The sequence below is a fragment of the Haloferax marinum genome (assembly GCF_009674625.1).
Lineage (GTDB): Archaea > Halobacteriota > Halobacteria > Halobacteriales > Haloferacaceae > Haloferax > Haloferax marinum.
This window is the reverse complement of sequence record NZ_WKJQ01000001.1, coordinates 1217170-1233323: the sequence shown is the minus strand read 5'-3', so window position 1 is coordinate 1233323 and position 16154 is coordinate 1217170. Positions and strand designations below refer to the sequence as shown.

General features: G+C 64.0%; 18 protein-coding genes and 1 tRNA gene. 14 read left to right on the top strand and 5 right to left on the bottom strand.

Annotated features, from left to right (window positions below):
• Positions 1-2 precede the first annotated feature (2 nt).
• From GJR99_RS06300 to GJR99_RS06280, 5 genes are all read left to right on the top strand, one after another.
• Positions 3-1022, top strand: coding sequence for an ABC transporter permease (locus GJR99_RS06300; protein WP_151110355.1), 1020 nt, complete (start codon positions 3-5; stop codon positions 1020-1022).
• A complete protein-coding gene (locus GJR99_RS06295; RefSeq protein WP_151110353.1) occupies positions 1019-1954 on the top strand; it encodes an ABC transporter permease in 936 nt (311 codons plus the stop codon). The genes GJR99_RS06300 and GJR99_RS06295 overlap by 4 nt, the downstream gene beginning before the upstream one ends.
• A gap of 6 nt (positions 1955-1960) precedes the next feature.
• Positions 1961-2353: a DUF7268 family protein gene (locus tag GJR99_RS06290; protein WP_151110351.1), complete on the top strand. Its 393-nt coding sequence runs from the start codon at positions 1961-1963 to the stop codon at positions 2351-2353.
• 97 nt (positions 2354-2450) lie between these two features.
• A complete protein-coding gene (locus GJR99_RS06285) occupies positions 2451-3131 on the top strand; it encodes a class I SAM-dependent methyltransferase (RefSeq protein WP_151110349.1) in 681 nt (226 codons plus the stop codon).
• Positions 3132-3151: 20 nt separating this feature from the next.
• Complete coding sequence (locus GJR99_RS06280) at positions 3152-3346, top strand: hypothetical protein (protein ID WP_151110347.1); 195 nt, start codon at positions 3152-3154, stop codon at positions 3344-3346.
• A gap of 97 nt (positions 3347-3443) precedes the next feature.
• Here the strand turns inward: GJR99_RS06280 and GJR99_RS06275 are convergent, their stop codons facing one another.
• Positions 3444-4670, bottom strand: a complete 1227-nt coding sequence (locus GJR99_RS06275; protein ID WP_151110345.1) for an orc1/cdc6 family replication initiation protein — start codon at positions 4668-4670, stop codon at positions 3444-3446.
• A gap of 761 nt (positions 4671-5431) precedes the next feature.
• Between GJR99_RS06275 and GJR99_RS06270 the strand changes: the two genes are divergently transcribed.
• From GJR99_RS06270 to GJR99_RS06255, 4 genes are read left to right on the top strand one after another with little or no spacing between them, the layout of a single operon-like run.
• Complete coding sequence (locus GJR99_RS06270; protein ID WP_151110343.1) at positions 5432-6520, top strand: DUF4129 domain-containing protein; 1089 nt, start codon at positions 5432-5434, stop codon at positions 6518-6520.
• A complete protein-coding gene (locus tag GJR99_RS06265; RefSeq protein ID WP_225317603.1) occupies positions 6517-7125 on the top strand; it encodes a DUF7269 family protein in 609 nt (202 codons plus the stop codon). The genes GJR99_RS06270 and GJR99_RS06265 overlap by 4 nt, the downstream gene beginning before the upstream one ends.
• A complete protein-coding gene (locus GJR99_RS06260; RefSeq protein ID WP_151110341.1) occupies positions 7122-8390 on the top strand; it encodes a DUF58 domain-containing protein in 1269 nt (422 codons plus the stop codon). The genes GJR99_RS06265 and GJR99_RS06260 overlap by 4 nt, the downstream gene beginning before the upstream one ends.
• Entirely contained in the window at positions 8378-8884 is a 507-nt protein-coding gene (locus tag GJR99_RS06255) for a DUF7519 family protein (RefSeq protein WP_151110339.1), read from the top strand. Before GJR99_RS06260 ends, GJR99_RS06255 begins: the two co-directional genes overlap by 13 nt.
• A 26-nt stretch (positions 8885-8910) precedes the next feature.
• On the opposite strand, the gene GJR99_RS06250 is transcribed toward GJR99_RS06255, so the two are convergent.
• Positions 8911-9861, bottom strand: a complete 951-nt coding sequence (locus GJR99_RS06250) for an AAA family ATPase (protein ID WP_151110337.1) — start codon at positions 9859-9861, stop codon at positions 8911-8913.
• Positions 9862-10001: 140 nt separating this feature from the next.
• On the opposite strand from GJR99_RS06250, the gene GJR99_RS06245 reads away from it, so the two are divergent.
• Positions 10002-10086: transfer RNA gene (locus tag GJR99_RS06245), tRNA-Ser, on the top strand.
• Positions 10087-10449: 363 nt separating this feature from the next.
• Here the strand turns inward: GJR99_RS06245 and GJR99_RS06240 are convergent.
• Complete coding sequence (locus tag GJR99_RS06240) at positions 10450-11016, bottom strand: UbiX family flavin prenyltransferase (protein ID WP_151110335.1); 567 nt, start codon at positions 11014-11016, stop codon at positions 10450-10452.
• A 114-nt stretch (positions 11017-11130) separates the two neighbouring features.
• Here GJR99_RS06240 and GJR99_RS06235 point away from each other — a divergent pair, with 114 nt between their 5' ends.
• Positions 11131-11757 (top strand): CTP-dependent riboflavin kinase, encoded by a 627-nt coding sequence (locus GJR99_RS06235; protein WP_225317652.1) that lies wholly within the window; start codon positions 11131-11133, stop codon positions 11755-11757.
• Positions 11758-11817: 60 nt separating this feature from the next.
• Positions 11818-12216 carry a VOC family protein gene (locus tag GJR99_RS06230; protein ID WP_151110331.1) on the top strand — a complete coding sequence of 133 codons (399 nt, stop codon included), beginning with the start codon at positions 11818-11820 and terminating at the stop codon, positions 12214-12216.
• Here GJR99_RS06230 and GJR99_RS06225 read toward each other — a convergent pair whose 3' ends face one another.
• Positions 12217-12792, bottom strand: coding sequence for a flavodoxin family protein (locus GJR99_RS06225; protein WP_151110329.1), 576 nt, complete (start codon positions 12790-12792; stop codon positions 12217-12219).
• A 93-nt stretch (positions 12793-12885) separates the two neighbouring features.
• Here GJR99_RS06225 and GJR99_RS06220 point away from each other — a divergent pair, with 93 nt between their 5' ends.
• On the top strand, positions 12886-13590 hold the full coding sequence (locus GJR99_RS06220) for an isochorismatase family protein (protein ID WP_191967081.1): 705 nt from the start codon (positions 12886-12888) through the stop codon (positions 13588-13590).
• A gap of 15 nt (positions 13591-13605) precedes the next feature.
• Here GJR99_RS06220 and GJR99_RS06215 read toward each other — a convergent pair whose 3' ends face one another.
• Positions 13606-15030 carry a UbiD family decarboxylase gene (locus GJR99_RS06215; protein WP_191967080.1) on the bottom strand — a complete coding sequence of 475 codons (1425 nt, stop codon included), beginning with the start codon at positions 15028-15030 and terminating at the stop codon, positions 13606-13608.
• Between the two features lie 101 nt (positions 15031-15131).
• Between GJR99_RS06215 and GJR99_RS06210 the strand changes: the two genes are divergently transcribed.
• Positions 15132-16145, top strand: coding sequence for a substrate-binding domain-containing protein (locus GJR99_RS06210; protein ID WP_151110323.1), 1014 nt, complete (start codon positions 15132-15134; stop codon positions 16143-16145).
• Positions 16146-16154: the final 9 nt, after the last annotated feature.

The window sequence follows — 16154 nt, the reverse complement described above, 5'->3', positions numbered from 1 at the left end:
CCATGATTTCGACACGATTCGTACTCAAGCGGCTGCTGTTGCTTGTCCCGGTGTTGGTGGGAGTGGCGTCGCTCGTCTTCGCCGTCTTGCACCTCTCTCCGGGCGACCCAGCACTGACGATCGCTGGGGAGCGGGCGAGCGAGGAGTTCGTCCAGCAGGTCAGAGAGAGTCTCGGACTGAACGACCCAATCTGGGTCCAGTACGGCCGATTCCTCGCCAACGCTGCGCAGTTCGAGTTCGGCGAGTCTTTCATCATCCAGCGGAACACGTCGGTTCGTGAGGTTCTCACGAACAAACTGCCGGTTACGCTGGAGCTCGCCATCTACGGGCAACTCATCGGCATCTTCCTCGGTATCCCGCTCGGGATTTTGAGCGCCGTCAAGCAGGACAGTTTCACGGACCACACGACCCGTATCGGCGCGCTCGCCGGTATCAGCGTGCCTATCTTCTGGAGCGGCCCGCTTCTCATCTTGCTGTTCGCCCAGACGTTGGGATGGCTCCCGACGAGCGGCCGGATTTCGGTCCTCTACAACGTCGAGGCCATCCGCGTCACGGGTCTGGTCACCGTCGATACGCTCCTCGCCGGCGAGTGGGAGATGTTCGTCTCGGCAGCGAGGCACATGATTCTCCCAGCGTCGGTCATCGGCATCTACTCGATGGCGCTCATCTCACGGATGATGCGCTCGTCGATGCTGGAGGTCATTCGGCAAGACTACATGCGGACTGCTCGGGCGAAGGGCCAAGGTGCGAAGATTACGGTCCTCAAACACGGCTTCCGCAACGCAATGATTCCCGTCATCACGGTCATCGGCATCCAGTTCGGTGGCCTCCTCGGCGGCGCAGTGCTCACGGAGACGGTGTTCGCCATCGGCGGCATCGGGACGCTCTTGGTCGAAGCCATCAAGGTCGGTGACTATCCCATCGTCCAGGGGACGGTCCTGACATTCGCGTTCCTGTTCACGCTGGTTAACCTCGGCGTCGACATCACCTACTCCATCCTGGACCCACGCATCGAACAATGAGCACCGACACGAAAACGACGACAAAATCGACGGTGGACGCCAAAGAACGTGGTCTCGTCGACCGCTTCACAGCGTCGCCGTTCGTCTCCCGACTCCTCTCGAATCGCTTGGCGTTGGCGGGGATTACCATCATCGTCGCGATGGTTCTCATCGCCATCTACGCCAGACTGTTCGTCGACCTCGACGTCATCACCCAGTCGCAACTGGGGACGAACCCGAACCGCGCTGCGCCGAGTCTCGACTTCCCGTTCGGAACCGACGGGCAAGCACGTGACATCCTGCCGCGAGTCGCATACGGCGCGTGGTACGCGATGCTGTTCGGAACCGTCACCGTCGCGGCGTCGACGACGCTCGGTGTGAGTCTCGGCATCATCGCCGCCTACTACAGCGACGTGACGGACAACGTCATCATGCGGACGATGGACGTGTTACTCGCGTTCCCGTCGTTGCTCTTGGCGCTCGCACTCGTCGCCATCTTCCCAGACGACCTCGGTCTCTGGCGGGCGGTGGCCGCGCTCACACTGGTCTACACGCCGCGGTTCGCCCGCGTCGTTCGCGGGGCAGCGCTGACCGTCCTCGAAAACGAGTACATCGACGCGACTGTCGCGCTCGGTGCGGCAGACCCACGTGTCCTCGCTCGACACGTCCTGCCGAACTGTCTCGCACCCATCACGGTGCAGAGTACGCTCAACTTCGGCCTCGCTATCATCGACCTCGCGGCGCTCTCGTTCCTCGGGTTCGGTGCCGAGGCCGGGACGCCGTCGTGGGGGCTGATGCTCTCGAACGGCGTGAGTCAGGGCCTCCTCACTGGCGTCTGGTGGTGGTCGTTCTTCCCAGGGTTCTTCCTCGCACTCACCGTGCTGGGATTCAACCTCCTCGGAGACGGGATGCGCGACGCGCTGGACCCACGGATGCGCGAAGCGGTCGATTAACGCTCGATGTCCACAGCACCCGACCTTCCGGCGGACGAACGCCCACCGCTCACCGAACAGGCGAGTGTTCGACTCCATCTCGTCGGAACGGCACTCGTCGCTGGCGTGGCCGTCGTCACTGTCGCGCTGGTCGGGGCCACCCTGTTGGGTGACCTGACCGCCGCCATCGACACTGCGTTCGCCCTCGGGTCGCTCGTCTTCGGATTCGGGCTTCTCGGGTGGTCTAGTGCTGTCGCACTCGGCCGTGGTATCGAGGCGATGCAAGAGCATCTCGACACGCATACGGGATGGACAGAACCCGACGCTCGTCGTGCGATGGCCCGTATCCTCGGGTTCGGACTCGGGGTCATGGCCGGGGCGACGCTCGTCGGGTCGTTCGTCTACGGGTCGGTTCTCTGAGAGAGACCGACGCGCACGCATCGTTTGTCGTGGGTTCTGACGCGTTTTTCTCGTCGTCTCAGACGACGGTTATCTCGTCTCCCTCCCTACCACTGCCATGGATAGAGACGCGGTTCGACAGGCGTGGGAGTCTGTCTCTGAGACGTACGCTCGAACACGAGACCCGACGGGGTCTGATGCCGCACTGGTGTCGGAACTCGTCGCTTTCCTGCCCGAAAATCCCGTCGTCCTCGACGTTGGATGCGGTGATGGTGCCCGAACACTCGCGAATCTCCCGCCGGGAAGTCTCGGACTCGACTTCTCTCGACGCGGACTCGAACTCGCCAGCGAAGTCGTTCCAGACGCCGGGTTGGTGCTGGCCGACATGCGCTCGATTCCAGTTCGTGACGAGACAGTCGACGCGATTACAGCGTATCACGCCGTGTTTCACGTCCCACGTGAGGCGCACCCGGCAGTCTACCACGAGTTCGCCCGTGTCCTGAAACCCGATGGGGTGCTGCTCATGACGCTTCCCGGAGGCCGGTTCGAAACCGTCCGTCGTGGGTGGATGGGCGGCCAGATGTTCTTCTCGTCGGCCGGCCGAGAACAGACCCTTTCACAACTCGCTGACGCGGGGTTCGACCGACTGGAGACTCGGGTCGCCGACGACCCACTCGGGACGACCAGTGAGTTCGTCTTCGCCAGACGTGCCACCGACGACGAGCCACTCACCGAATCCACGGCTTCCGACGAACCCATGGCTTCCGACGAATCCACGAGTTCCAGCAAACTCATGTAGGTACAAACACATAATTGGGTATGGATAGACCGACCGGTCCGAGTCGCAGAGGGTTGGTCCTGCTCTTCGTCCTCACGCTCGTCGGGGCGATTAGCCAAGCAAATACTGTCTTCAGCAGCACCCCGAATACGGCGTCGCTCATCTTGTTCGCGGCCTTCTCGTTCGCGAGTGTGCTGTTGCTGTGGCAACTCTTCCAGCAGAACCGCCCAGCCTAACAGGTGTCGACTGGCGACATCAGAGTGAGTCTGTGGGTTCTCTCAGACAGCCTTGTCCTATGAGTTCTCTCAGACAGCCTTGGTCCTCCGGGCTCTCTCAGACAGCCTTTGTCTGCTGTGCCGTCTTCCGAATCTCGTCGAGGACGGAGTCGAGTGAGAGAACGTCCGAGAGCGCTTCCATCGCGCTGGAGAACGGAACGTCGAGGGCGTAACTGTAGTAGTTGCCACGCGACCCGGTGCGGTTTTCTTCGGCAGAGAGGATACCGAGCATGCGGAGGTCCGAGAGGTGGTTGTGGACCGACCGCTGGGCCAGCGGGTCGATGCCGGCGGAGTTACACAGACGGAGATACTCCTGATAGAGGTCGCGCATCCGACACGGTGTCTCGTCGTGGGCCGCCTTCGAGACGACTGCGAGAAGTGCGAAGTGCCCGTTCTCGGTGAGTTCGCGCATCCCCTCGACCACACGCTCTTGTTCGAGTTTCTGTCGGGCGATGTCGACGTGGTCGAGTGTGATTCGGTCGTCGTCTTTGTTCTCGGCGTGTTCTCCCGCCAACCGGAGTAAGTCGAGGGCCTGTCGTGCGCTTCCACTGTCGCGGGCGGCGAGTGCAGCACACAGGTTGAGCACGCCTTCCTCACAGGAGTCGCCCGCGATGGCGACGTCTGCACGCGATTCGAGGATATTCTGCAGCTCGGGTGCCTGATACGGTGGGAAGTGGAGTTCGCGCTCACAGAGCGTGTCTTGGACGCGCGGGTCGAGTTGGTCGTGGAATTTGAAGTCGTTCGAGATGCCGATGAGGCCGACTTTCGCCTCGTCGAGTTTGCCGTTCGAACGGGCGCGTGGGAGTTCGTAGAGCAGTTCGTCACGCTCACCGATAGAGTCGACCTCGTCGAGGACGATGAGAACCGTCCCCCCAACGTCGTCTAACTCTTCGAACAACTTCTTGAAGACGGTCTGTTGTGGGTAGCCTGTCGAACTAATCTCCGCACCAGCGGGGCGAAGTTCGTTGACGAGTTCGACCGCGACTTGATACGAGGAGTTGAGCGTCTTGCAGTTGATAGAGATGACGCTCAAATCGACGTCGTCGTACTTCGAGACGTCTTCGAGAAGCATCTCGAGGAGGAACTCGGTCACTGCCGTCTTTCCAACGCCGGTGTTCCCGTAGAGGAAGATGTTGTTCGGTTCCCACCCGTCGACGACAGGTTGGAGTGCATCCATATACTCCGAAATCTCGTCGTCGCGCTCTTCGATGCGCTCGGGTTTGTAAGACTCACCAAGGGCGTCCTTGTTGATGAAGACGTTCTGTTTTCGCTCGAACCGGCGCATTAACGTCGGGTCGTTGTAGCGTCCCCCTATTTAAAACCGCGATTTCATCTGATTCATGTGAATTTCTGAACTACCTGACGAAGACGACACGAGAAGTTGTCGAGTGGTTGTTCAGTCACGTCGGTAGTCGAATCGAAGATGCCTCTCGAACGTGGGGTACGTCTCGATACTGACACCGTGGACACAGACACACTCCACTGTTGCAAGTGAAGACGAGAGACGAGAGTCTCTAGAAGAACAACAGTGCATCGTTTCAACTAGAGCGCCGACATGAACTGGGGGTCAGAACCATGGCCGCACGTGATGTCGTTCGGCGGAGTTTGTACGCAAGCCACCTCCTCTCTCCCGATTCACCTGCAATCGTGGTGGGTCCGAGAACATTCTGTCCGGAGTCAATTCACTTGTAAACGTGGTCTCTCCGCACTCACCACCCTCACACACTCGTGAGCTTTCACTTGCAACAGTGGTGTCTGTGGGTCTACTCCTGTCTCACTTCGCTCCGCTAATTCACTTGTAAATGTGGTGTGCCGCGGCCGGTACCCGGCATTCGAACACGTCGTCACGACTCGCCGTTCACGTGTAACAGTGGTCTGTCTCCGAGGTGTCGATGGGGACAGCTATTCTGTAACCTCGAACTGGCAAATAGCAGACGTCTGCCCGACTATTTTCAGAACCTTCACCGTCTCTCTCGGGCCTCGAACCCGCATCGGTCTACGCCGTCCCTCGAAATGCCTTTACCTCGGATACTGTTACTTGTTGTCGTGGACCGCTCGACTCTCGGTGCGCTCGCACTGGCCCTCCTCGCCGTCGTGGCTTTCGCCGTCGCGGCCGCGACTATCGACTCGACGGTCGTGACAGACGGCGGTCCCGCTGGATTCGGTGCCGGTTCCGCTGGCGGCGGCGGTGTTGGCGAGACAGAAGACACCGGATTCGAACCGCTCTCGGGAGACACCGAAGGTATCAGTATCCCAACGCCGTGTCTGCCGTGGCTTTTCTCGCCCGAGGTGCTCGGTATCGTCGCCGCCGCATTTCTCCTCGTCGCCGGCTATGCCTACTGGGAAACCAAGTCACTGCTCCCACCGGTGGCGGTCGTCTTGGCGCTCGGACCGCCGGTGGTTCTCCTCTTCGGCTTGCTGACCGCGTGCAACAGAGGCTTCTCCTTTTCGACACGTGCCGCGGCGGCCGCAGGCAACATCTCACTGTTCGCCCCCGGTGGCGGGGGACGTCTCGGTGAGGGTGCCGGCGGCATTCAGAGCGTCTCTCCGCCGACGATACTGTTCAGTATCTTGCTTGTCGTCGCGCTCGTGGTTGCCCTATTCATGCTCGTCGCCGGAACGAGTGACACGCCCGACGCCGACGACGAATCTGCGAACCCATCGCTCGAAGGAGAGTCGAACGTCGCGGCAGTCGGTCGTGCTGCTGGTGCTGCTGCCGAGCGAATCGAATCGGGCGAGACCGACGTCGAAAACGAAGTGTTCCGCGCGTGGGCAGAGATGACGGCACTGCTCGACGTCCCGAACCGGCAGTCCGCGACTCCTGCGGAGTTCGCCGCCGCGGCCGTCGACGCCGGCATGGCACGAGACGACGTAACCGAACTCACAGACCTCTTCGAAGTCGTCCGATACGGCGGTGCCGAGGCGACGGCAGAACGTGAACGACGAGCGGTCGACGCGCTTCGAAATATCGAATCAGTCTACGCGCCTCCCGAGCAAGGGGCGGACACCGGGCAGGGGACGACCACTGACCGGGGGACGGACACCAGACAGGGGACCCACACCGACCGAAGGACGACAACCGACCGAGGGACCCACACCGACCGGGAGACCCACACCGGACAGGAAGGACGATGACGAAGCGTCGTTCGCTCGCGTATCTCGTCGGAATCGTCGCCACCGGCCTCGGGTTCGCGCTCGTCGCGGGCGCATCACTCGGCCTCGAACTCACCGACCTGTTTCTCGCTATCGTCGGCGGTCTCGCGGTGATACAGGGACTCAGATACGTACAACGTCGCCGTGACACACCGATGCGGACCTCGACGACTGGCGACCCGGAACTCCGCGTCGAAGTTCCTGTCCCAGGGTCCGACTTCGACGACGAACTCGTCGCTGCCATGACGCGCCGCAGTCGATGGGATACTCGCGACCGCCTCGTCTCACGTCTCGAACAGCGTGCGCAACGGGCGCTCGTCCTCCGCGACGGCAGAACCCCCGAAGACGCTCGCTTGCTCATCGACACGGGGGCGTGGACAGACGACGTCGTCGCCGCCCGCTTCCTCGGTGCAGATATCTCGGTTCCACTCTCCTTTCGTCTTCGACTGCTACTCTCCGGGCAGTCTGTGCTGGTCGCCCGCGTCGAACGAACTATCGCGGCGATAGAGAACGTCGGTACCGACCCAACCCGATTCGACGACAGTGAGGCCAACTCACCTGCCGAGCTCACAGGAGCGCCCCGATGACTCTGGGGTTCGACACGGCACGCTGGACGGGCCTCGAAGGACTCGTTCTCGTCGCCGCCGCAGTGGGTGTGTTCACCCGCGAACCAGCACCCCTCTTACTCGCTGGACTCGGCGTCGTCTTCCTCGGATACATCCGCATCGCCGCAGTTCCCGACGTGAATCTCGCCGTCGAGCGAGAACTCTCGGATACGACGCCAGACGCCGACGACGACGTCGAAGTGACGCTCACCGTCACCAACGAGGGAACACGGACGCTCTTCGACCTGCGGGTCGTCGACGGTGTTCCACCGGCGCTGGCCGTCTCGGGCGACCCTGCACGCCTCGGAACGGCGCTCCGTCCCGGCGCGACTGCGACGACGACGTACACCGTCACGGCGATTCGCGGCGAGCACACGTGGGGTGAGACGGTCGTCGTCGCCCGCGACCCCAGCGGTGCAGTCGAGCGACGTGAGACGATACACACCGAGACGACGATGCGATGTGAACCCGAACTGGCGGCGACGGCGGACCTCCCGCTCCGCGGACTCACCTCGAAATACGCCGGACGCGTCGAGACGGACGTTTCGGGCGCCGGATTGGAGTTCGCCTCCATTCGCGAGTACCGACACGGCGACCCGATTCGCCGCATCGACTGGAATCGACGCGCACGAACCGGCGAACTCGCGACGGTCCAGTTCCGCGAGGAACGTGCCGCGACTGTCGTCCTCGTGGTCGATACTCGTTCTGACGCACACGTCGCCCCCGAATCGGACGCCGAGACGGCAGTCGAACGAAGTGTCGATGCCGCGAGTATCGCATTTTCGGCGCTTCTCGACAGTGGTGACAGAGTCGGCGTGGCCGGGTTCGGCCCGAACGAGTGCTGGCTCGAACCCTCGTCGGGTGCCGACCATCGCGCCCGTGCTCGACGCCTGTTCGCGACCCACCCTGCGTTTGCACCGACGCCGCCGAAGGAAGCGTTCTTCCCCGCTATCGCGGTGAAACGTCTGCGACGGCGACTCTCCAGCGACGCGCAGGTCATCTTCTGCTCACCGCTCACCGACGACTACGCCGTCTCCGTCGCCCGCCGACTGGAAGCGTACGGTCACGCTGTCACCGTCGTCTCACCCGACCCGACGGTGACTCGAACCATCGGTGCCAGACTCGCTCGCCTCGAACGCGACTTACGTCTCCGTGAACTGCGACGGTCCGGCATCCGCGTCGTCGATTGGCGAGCAGAACCGCTCGCAGTCGCCCTCGCCCGCGCAGAGTCGGGGTGGTCGCAGTGAGTGAAATCACTCGGCGGCCGACTCGTTCGGGGGCGGCGATAGCGTTGTCTGCTGCCGGACTCGCGACGCTCGCCCTCGCGTTCACCACGGCGACTGCAGCAGTTGGCGGCCTCGTCGGCACGCTCGTCATCGCCGCCGGGTTGACCCGCGGGTCTCGCCGCACGCTCGACGCGGCCGGTGGTGTCTTCTTCCTCGCACTCCTCTTCGCCGGCCTCGGCGGGGTGGGGACCGAAGCATTGCTCCTCGCTGCCGTCGCGTCGATTCTCGCGTGGGACGTCGCGGAGAACGCACTCTCTGTCGGTGAACACCTCGGGAGAGAGACCGACACGACACGTCTCGAAATCGTTCACGCGGCGACGACGCTGGTCGTTCTCACCGTCGGTGCCGGCGTCGTCTACGCCATCTGGGCAGTCGCGTCGGGCGGCCAACCCATCGCGGCGGTCGTGTTGCTGTTGGTGGGTGCAATCGCGCTCGTCGCGGCGGTCAGACGGTGACGGTCACTCCCTGAACTATCCCGTCCCTACTCGACTGTCGGCACTGCCACCTTCTCGAGGACGCCACGAACCACGTCGGCTTTCTGCACGTCTTCGACGCGAGCGTCCGGGGTCAGAACGAGACGATGCGCGAGGACCGACTGGGCGACGCGTTTGATATCGTCTGGGGTGACGAACGCCCGACCTTCGACGACCGCGCGACCGCGCGAGGCTTCGAACAATCGCTGGGTCCCTCGCGGCGAGACGCCGACACGGACGCGGCGGTCGGACCGTGTCGCCTGGGTGAGTTCGGCCATGTAGCGCAACAGGTCGTCGTCGACGCGGACCTGTTCTGGCGCTCGTCGAATGGCGACGACTGAGTCGCGGTCGAGGACGCGGTCGATACTCGGACTCTGTTCTTCGCGGCCGGCGCGTCGCCGGAGCAGTTCGACTTCGCCATCGAGGTCTGGATAGCCGATTGCTGACTTCACGACGAATCGGTCGACTTGCGCTTCCGGCAGGGTGAACGTCCCTTCCTGTTCGACCGGATTCTGTGTGGCGATGACGAAGAACGGTTTTGGAAGTGGGTGTGTCTCTCCGTCGACGGTGACTTGTCCTTCTTCCATCGCTTCGAGGAGGGCCGCCTGCGTCTTCGGTGGGGCGCGATTAATCTCGTCGGCGAGGACGACGTTTGCGAAGATGGGGCCGGGAGAGAACTCGAACGACCGGTCGCGTTCGTCGTAGATGTTGGTCCCCGTCACGTCGGCGGGGAGCAGGTCCGGGGTGAACTGCACGCGAGAAAACGAGAGCCCCAGCGCGGTCGCGAAACTCCGTGCGGTGAGCGTCTTCCCCGTTCCGGGGACGTCTTCGAGGAGGACGTGCCCGCGGGCGAGAACGCCGGTGAGGACTGTCTCGAGGAACGACCGCTCGGCGATGACGGCCTCCGAGATGGCGTCGAGAACCTGCGTACACGTCTCGCTCGCCGTATCGATGTCCATGCGACAATCCCGTCTTCGTGTGACTTAGTAACAGTGGTCGGCGAGGCCGACGAGCCACGGTTTCGTCCCTCGGTCACACCACTCGAAGCCTTCGTAAATCGAAACGGATTAAACTATCCGGGAGAGAGATGACGATGTAAGCCGAGGTAGCCTAGCCCGGCCAAGGCGGTAGATTCGAAATCTACTGTCCATTCGGACACGTGAGTTCAAATCTCACCCTCGGCGCTTCTTCCGACCGTCACCCCTCGAGAGACGACTGTCTCTCGCCCCGCGTGACGTGAGTGTACCCACGTGAGATTTCTCGTCGCACTCGTCGACCGTTCGAAAAAGTGAACCACCCATCGAGTACGTGAATATCTGACAGTTCATCGTCGACGTTGCGCCGCTGTTCCACGGGGGAGCAGACACCCACGTCTCGGTTCGTGGTTTCGACACTGCGACCGGTGAAGAACGGGTGGTTTCGGGGACCGTGGTGTTCGCTCCCTACCCAGACATGTACGAACGGGCCGGAGGAGAAGTTCGAGGTAACCGACAGCAACGACGCTGGTCCCCTCGTTCATTCCACCGGTTCTCGCCGTTCGTCGTCTCTCATCTCCCGAGCCCCTGCCACTCCTCGTAGTCGACGTCGACGCCGAGGTGAGACAGCGCTCTGGCCATCGTGTTGGCGACCATCGCCTCGATAGAGTCGGGGTTCTGGTAGAACGCTGGGAACGGCGGGACGACGATGGCACCGGCGTCCGTGACCGACAGCATATTCTCTATGTGGATGCGGTTGAACGGCGTCTCGCGGGGCATGAGGACGAGCGGGCGGCGTTCCTTGAGCGCCACGTCGGCCGACCGCGTGATGAGGTTGCGACTGTGGCCGTGTGCGATCTCAGCGAGCGTCTTCATCGAACACGGCGTGATTATCATCCCGTCGTTCCGGAACGAGCCACTGGCCGGACTCGCACCGATGTTGTCGACGTCGTGGACGACGTCGCCCAGCTCCGTCACGTCACCGACGGAGTGGTCTCTCTCCTGTCGGAGGTTGACCTTCGCCGCGTTCGAGAGAATCAGGTGGACCTCGTAGTCCGTCTCGTCCAGCAACCGAAGCGCGGAAACCGCGTATATCTGCCCAGTCGCGCCGGTCACACCGACGATCACTCGGTCGGTCATCGGCCGACGTTCGCACTCGAACGGAATACTTCTTTCCATGGGAAACGACGCAGGCGGGAGGCCACCACCGACCGATTCAAGCCGGTCCCACTCCTCTCCGAGACTGTGCACGGAATGCTCACGACTGGCTCGGGGACCGCCGCCGGGTTCGTCGCGGCGGTCGACGACGCCCTCGGGGCGGCTCTCGGCTTCGAGCCGTTCCACGGCACCCTCAACCTCGAGATAGACGCGGAGACGACGCGACCGGCTCCGACCGCGTCGCTCGACGAGGTCGGCAACGACCACTGTGACGGCGTCGACCTGACGGCGTGTCGGGTCGGCGGCGTCCGCGCTGCCGTACTCCGGCCGCTCGTCCCAGGGTACCCTCCGACGAAAGTCGAGGTCGTCGCCCCCGTTCGGCTCCGGTCACTGTTCCGGGTCGGCCCCGGAGACAGCGTCAGACTCACCGTCGACGATTCGTCGCCGTCAACCCTCACCGCCGACCCCGCGGCGCTCGACGCGTTCGACGCCGTGGTGGTCGGCGCTGACGGAGCGTTCGACGCCGGTTCGCTCCCCGACACCCTGTCGTGTTCGTCTGTCGAGGGGGGCGCGTCGGGGGAGCGACTGGCCGAGGTGTTCGCCCGACTCGACGCGACGCCCGGAAACGGCGTCTACGTCGGTGCGACCGACGGCGACGCGGCCGCTGCCGCCACGGCCGGGACGAGTTTTCTCCACGTCGACCAGTTGAGCGCGGTCCGCTGACACAGGACTCGGGCGCGTCGAGACCGGTGTTATTTGGGTGCGCCCGACGACGCGGGACACATGGCGACACTCGCACAGTTGTTTCTGACGAGCGGCGACTTGGCGACCGCACGCGAGTTCTACGAGGTGGCGGTGGGGTTGGAACCACGGACGGTCAGCAATGGCAGCGTCGCCTACGAGACCGGCGCGTGCGAACTGAAAATAGAGGCGGATTTCGACCCCGAAGAACTGGCGGCCTTTGGTCTCTCGCCGCCGGGAAGCGAGCGCGGCGACGGCGCCGTCGTCGTGCTGGTCGTCGACGAACCGCTCGCTGACGTCTACGCGCGGATGGAGCGCGAACTCGACGAGCGGCCGGGGGAACTGCTGGTCGAACCTCGCGAGGTGCCGTGGGGCGGGCGCATCTTCCTCGCCCGAGATCCCGACGGCTACGTCCTCGAACTGCGCGAGGCCGACGGGTAGTCAGAATAGCACGCGCTCGCAGAAGCGTTCGACCTGGTCGTGATAGCTACCGGACCCGACCTCGTCGCGCTGGACGAGCAGCGTTGCGCGGACGTCAGCGCCCCGGTCGCGGAGCGTTGCGGCGAGCGACCGAGCGTACCGTTCCTCGTCAAAGCCGCCGTACGTAAGAAAGACCCCGACTGGGGTCTCGTCGAAGGTGACTCGCCGGCAAAACTCGGTGACGGGCGGACACGAGAGTGTCCACTTGGGTGTGCCCAGAAAGACCGCCCGGACGTCGCGGAGGTCGATATCGACCGGTCTGATGGAGACCCGTGACCCCGGAACGAACGAACGTGCGAGCCAGTTCCAGTACGAGCGCTCCCGGCGGGGGTCGATTCGCTCGGTTCGCGGGTCGACCTGTTCACCGGAGTCTGTCCCCGCGCCCGCTTCGAGCGCGGCAGTGACGTCCGCGGCGACCTGTGCCGTGGTCCCAGTCCGTGAGTAATGCACCACGACGACCTCGCCGGTCTCGGGCGTTCGTTCGTCGGTCGAGTCGGCAGGTCGGCTGTCGACTGTCCTCCCGTTCGCGCCGTCCATCGCTGGACGATACGGTCGACCGGGCCCTAAGTCACGGGGATGTCGCTGTCCTGCCCCCGGCGCTTTATGGCACTTGGTCGACAACCGCCCGCTATGAGCGACGACAGCGACCTGTACATCCCGGATATCGTCCCGGCGTCGGACGTGGCGTACCTCGAATCGCAGTCGCGGTACGGCAACCGTGTCGGCTGGGGCGAGAGACCGGCACTGCTCGTGGTGGACGCGACTGAGGCGTTCCTCGACGGGCGTCGAACCACCCCGGACTGCGTCGCGGACACGGCCCGGCTGCTCGACGCTGCGCGCTCAGTCGACGTCCCCGTCTTCTACGCAGTCCCGTCGGGGCGGTCGCTACCCGAGGGATATCCGGTCCCGATAAAGGGGTCGGCGTCGTCGGACCGCACCCCCGACGACGCCACCACCGACCGCGACCGTGAGGACTGGGTGGCGAAACTCGACCGGCTCCCGCCGGCAATCGAACCGCGCGAGAGCGAGCACGTCGTCGAGAAACCCCGCGCGAGCGCCTTCTTCGACACGCATCTCGCGAACCTGCTTCACTACTACGGGGTCGACACGCTGGTCGTCTGCGGGACGAACACCGGCGGCTGTCTCCGCGCCACGGTCGTCGACAGCCACTCCAGTGGCTTCCGGACCATCGTCCCGCCGGAGTGCGTGGCCGACGCCGTCACCCTCACTCACGAGGTGGCGTTGTTCGACATGGACCTGCGGTACGCCGACGTCACGCCCCTCGAGGACGTGCTCTCGAAACTCGAGACCGTCGCGTCGGCCGACTCCACCTGACCGCAGGCTCCCGAGTCACGGCTTCGAGAGCAGGTCGCTCCACTCCGCTCTGAGGTCGGCTTCCATGTCGGGGTCGAGTTTCGTGTCCGGCGGAAACTCTTCTTTCCAGTGGTAGGGTTTCGTCGCGTCGAAGAACAGGCGGCTCTTGGTGTGGTCGCCCGACTTCTCCTGCTCGGCGGACAGCCGCGGGTTGATTCGCGAACTCACGCAGTTCTCGATCAGTTGCATATCCTCGGCGGGGTCACACCGGCTCACAGTCGCCCACAGAACCTCGTCTAAGTCGTAAACGTTGATGTCCTCGTCAACGACGATGGTGATTCGACCCTCCCACGAGCCCGCCGGGAGCGACATAGCCTGCAACCCGACCTGCGTGCTGTGGCCGGGGTACTGCTGTTCGATGGAGATTACCTGGAACCAGATTCCTGGGAAGATGGTCGTCACCTCGTCGATACCCGTCATGCCGGCCTCCTCGAGTTGGTGCCACAGTGCCGCCCCCGAGCGAATCGTCGACATCGCCGTCGCGGTCATCGGGACGTTGTTGTACGTGAGGACTATCGGGTCGTCACGGTAGTAGATCCGGTCGATCTCGAACGGGCGCTGCTGAGTCTCGCCCGCCCCGTAGTAGCCCGTCCACTCACCGAACGGCCCCTCCGTTATCTCCTCGGCGTCCGGCCAGACTTTGCCTTCGACGACGAGTTCCGCGTGTGCGGGGATGGGGAGTCCCGAGACTTCGCCCTCGACGACTTCGAGGGGCTGGTCGCGCTGGGCGCTCACGTATTCCATCTCGTCGACGTGTGAGGGAAAGCGCTGGTTGGCGGCCATGAAGAGGTCGGGCTGGTGCCCGAGCGAGATGACCGCCGGGAACGGCTCGTCGCGGTCGAAGTACGCCTGTCGGTGGCGGTCGGCGTCGCGACCCGGTCTGATGTTCAGCGTCGCCGTCTTCGGCCCGTGGACCTGCACGCGGTAGGTGCCGGCGTTGCGGTCGTCGCCGTCCGGGCTCTCGGTGATTACGACGTCGCCGGTCCCGATATAGCGGCCGCCGTCGTTCTCGTGCCATCGGGGCGCCGGGAACGCCGTGAGGTCGACGTCGTCGCCGCGCTGGACGTTCTCGAAGACTGGGCCGTCCTCGACCACCTCGACCGGCCGCGTCTTCATCTCCGAGGCTGTCTCCTTCTGTGCGAGCACCGCCTCGCGGATGTCCGAGGTCGGCTCGTGACCCAGCGCGAGCGTCACTTGTAACGGCGTGTCGAGCGCGTTCGTCAGCACCCGAGAACCTGGCACCGTCCCCTCGAAGTCACCGAACAGCAGCGCTGTCCCGAGTTCGTCGCGGCGGGCGATCTTCGAGATGCCGCCGATCTCCAGTTCCAGATCCGCTCCCGAGACGCGTTCGAGCTGACCGCGCTCTTCGATCGCGGCCACGAACTCGCGGAGGTCTCTCATGCCTGCGGGTCCGTCCCATGGGTGCATAAACGTGGGGACCTGGTGTCGAACGGCGGGAAGGGTCCGAAACGACTTGTGCCCCGCGGGAGAACTCCGGGCCGATGACCGTCGACCTCACGCTCGCCTGTACGGAGTACGACTGGACGCGACCGCTCTGGGACGGAGTGGTCGAACCCGAGGGGACGAACCTCCACGTCGTCGACTATCACAACCCCGAGCGCTTCGAGCGGATGGTCCGCCACGGGGAGTTCGACGCCTGCGAACTGTCGCTGGGGTCGTACCTCTCGTCCGTCGCTGCCGACCGGGAGTACCCCTTCACCGCCATCCCGGTCTTTCCCTACCGGAAGTTCCGCCACTCGTTTATCTTCCGGCGGACCGACGACGACTTCGGCCTCGCTGACCTCGAGGGCAAGGACGTCGGGCTCGTCCACTGGCAGACGACGACGGGAATCTGGCAGCGCGGGACCGTGGCCGAACACTACGGCGTCGACCTGGCGTCGGTCACCTGGCACACCGTCAAGCCCGAGAGCGACATCGTCCCCGTCGATATTCCCAACCGGTTCGACGTCGTCCGACACGACCGCTCCGGGCGGGCGTCTGCCGCGCTCGGGGAACTGCTCGTCGAAGGCGAACTCGACGCCGTGTTCGTGCCCACCCCGATTCACCGCCCGCTGACCGGTGGCGACTCCGACCGGCGGGCACAGGACGGCCCCTCGTTCGACCACACGAAGATCGAGCGCGTCCTCGACGACTCGCAGGCGGTCGAGGAGGGCTACTACCGGGAGACGGGTATCTTCCCGCCGATGCACACGGTCGTCGTCAGCGACGACCTGCTCGAGCGCTACCCCTGGGTCGCGAACAAACTCTACGAGGCGTTCGAGGAGTCCCTGGAACAGTGTCTGGGCCGACTCAGCAAACCTCGGTGGTTCCCACTGGCGTGGGCGAACCAGCACGTCGAGCGCCAACACGATATCATGGGAGAGAATCCCTGGGAGTACGGCCTGACCGACGAGAACCGGCGGGCGCTGTCGACACTGCAGTCCTACGCCGTCGACCACGGAATCGTGTCCGAGCCCCGAGACCTCGAAGACCTGTTCGTCGAGTCGACGCTCTGAGTCGTCCGG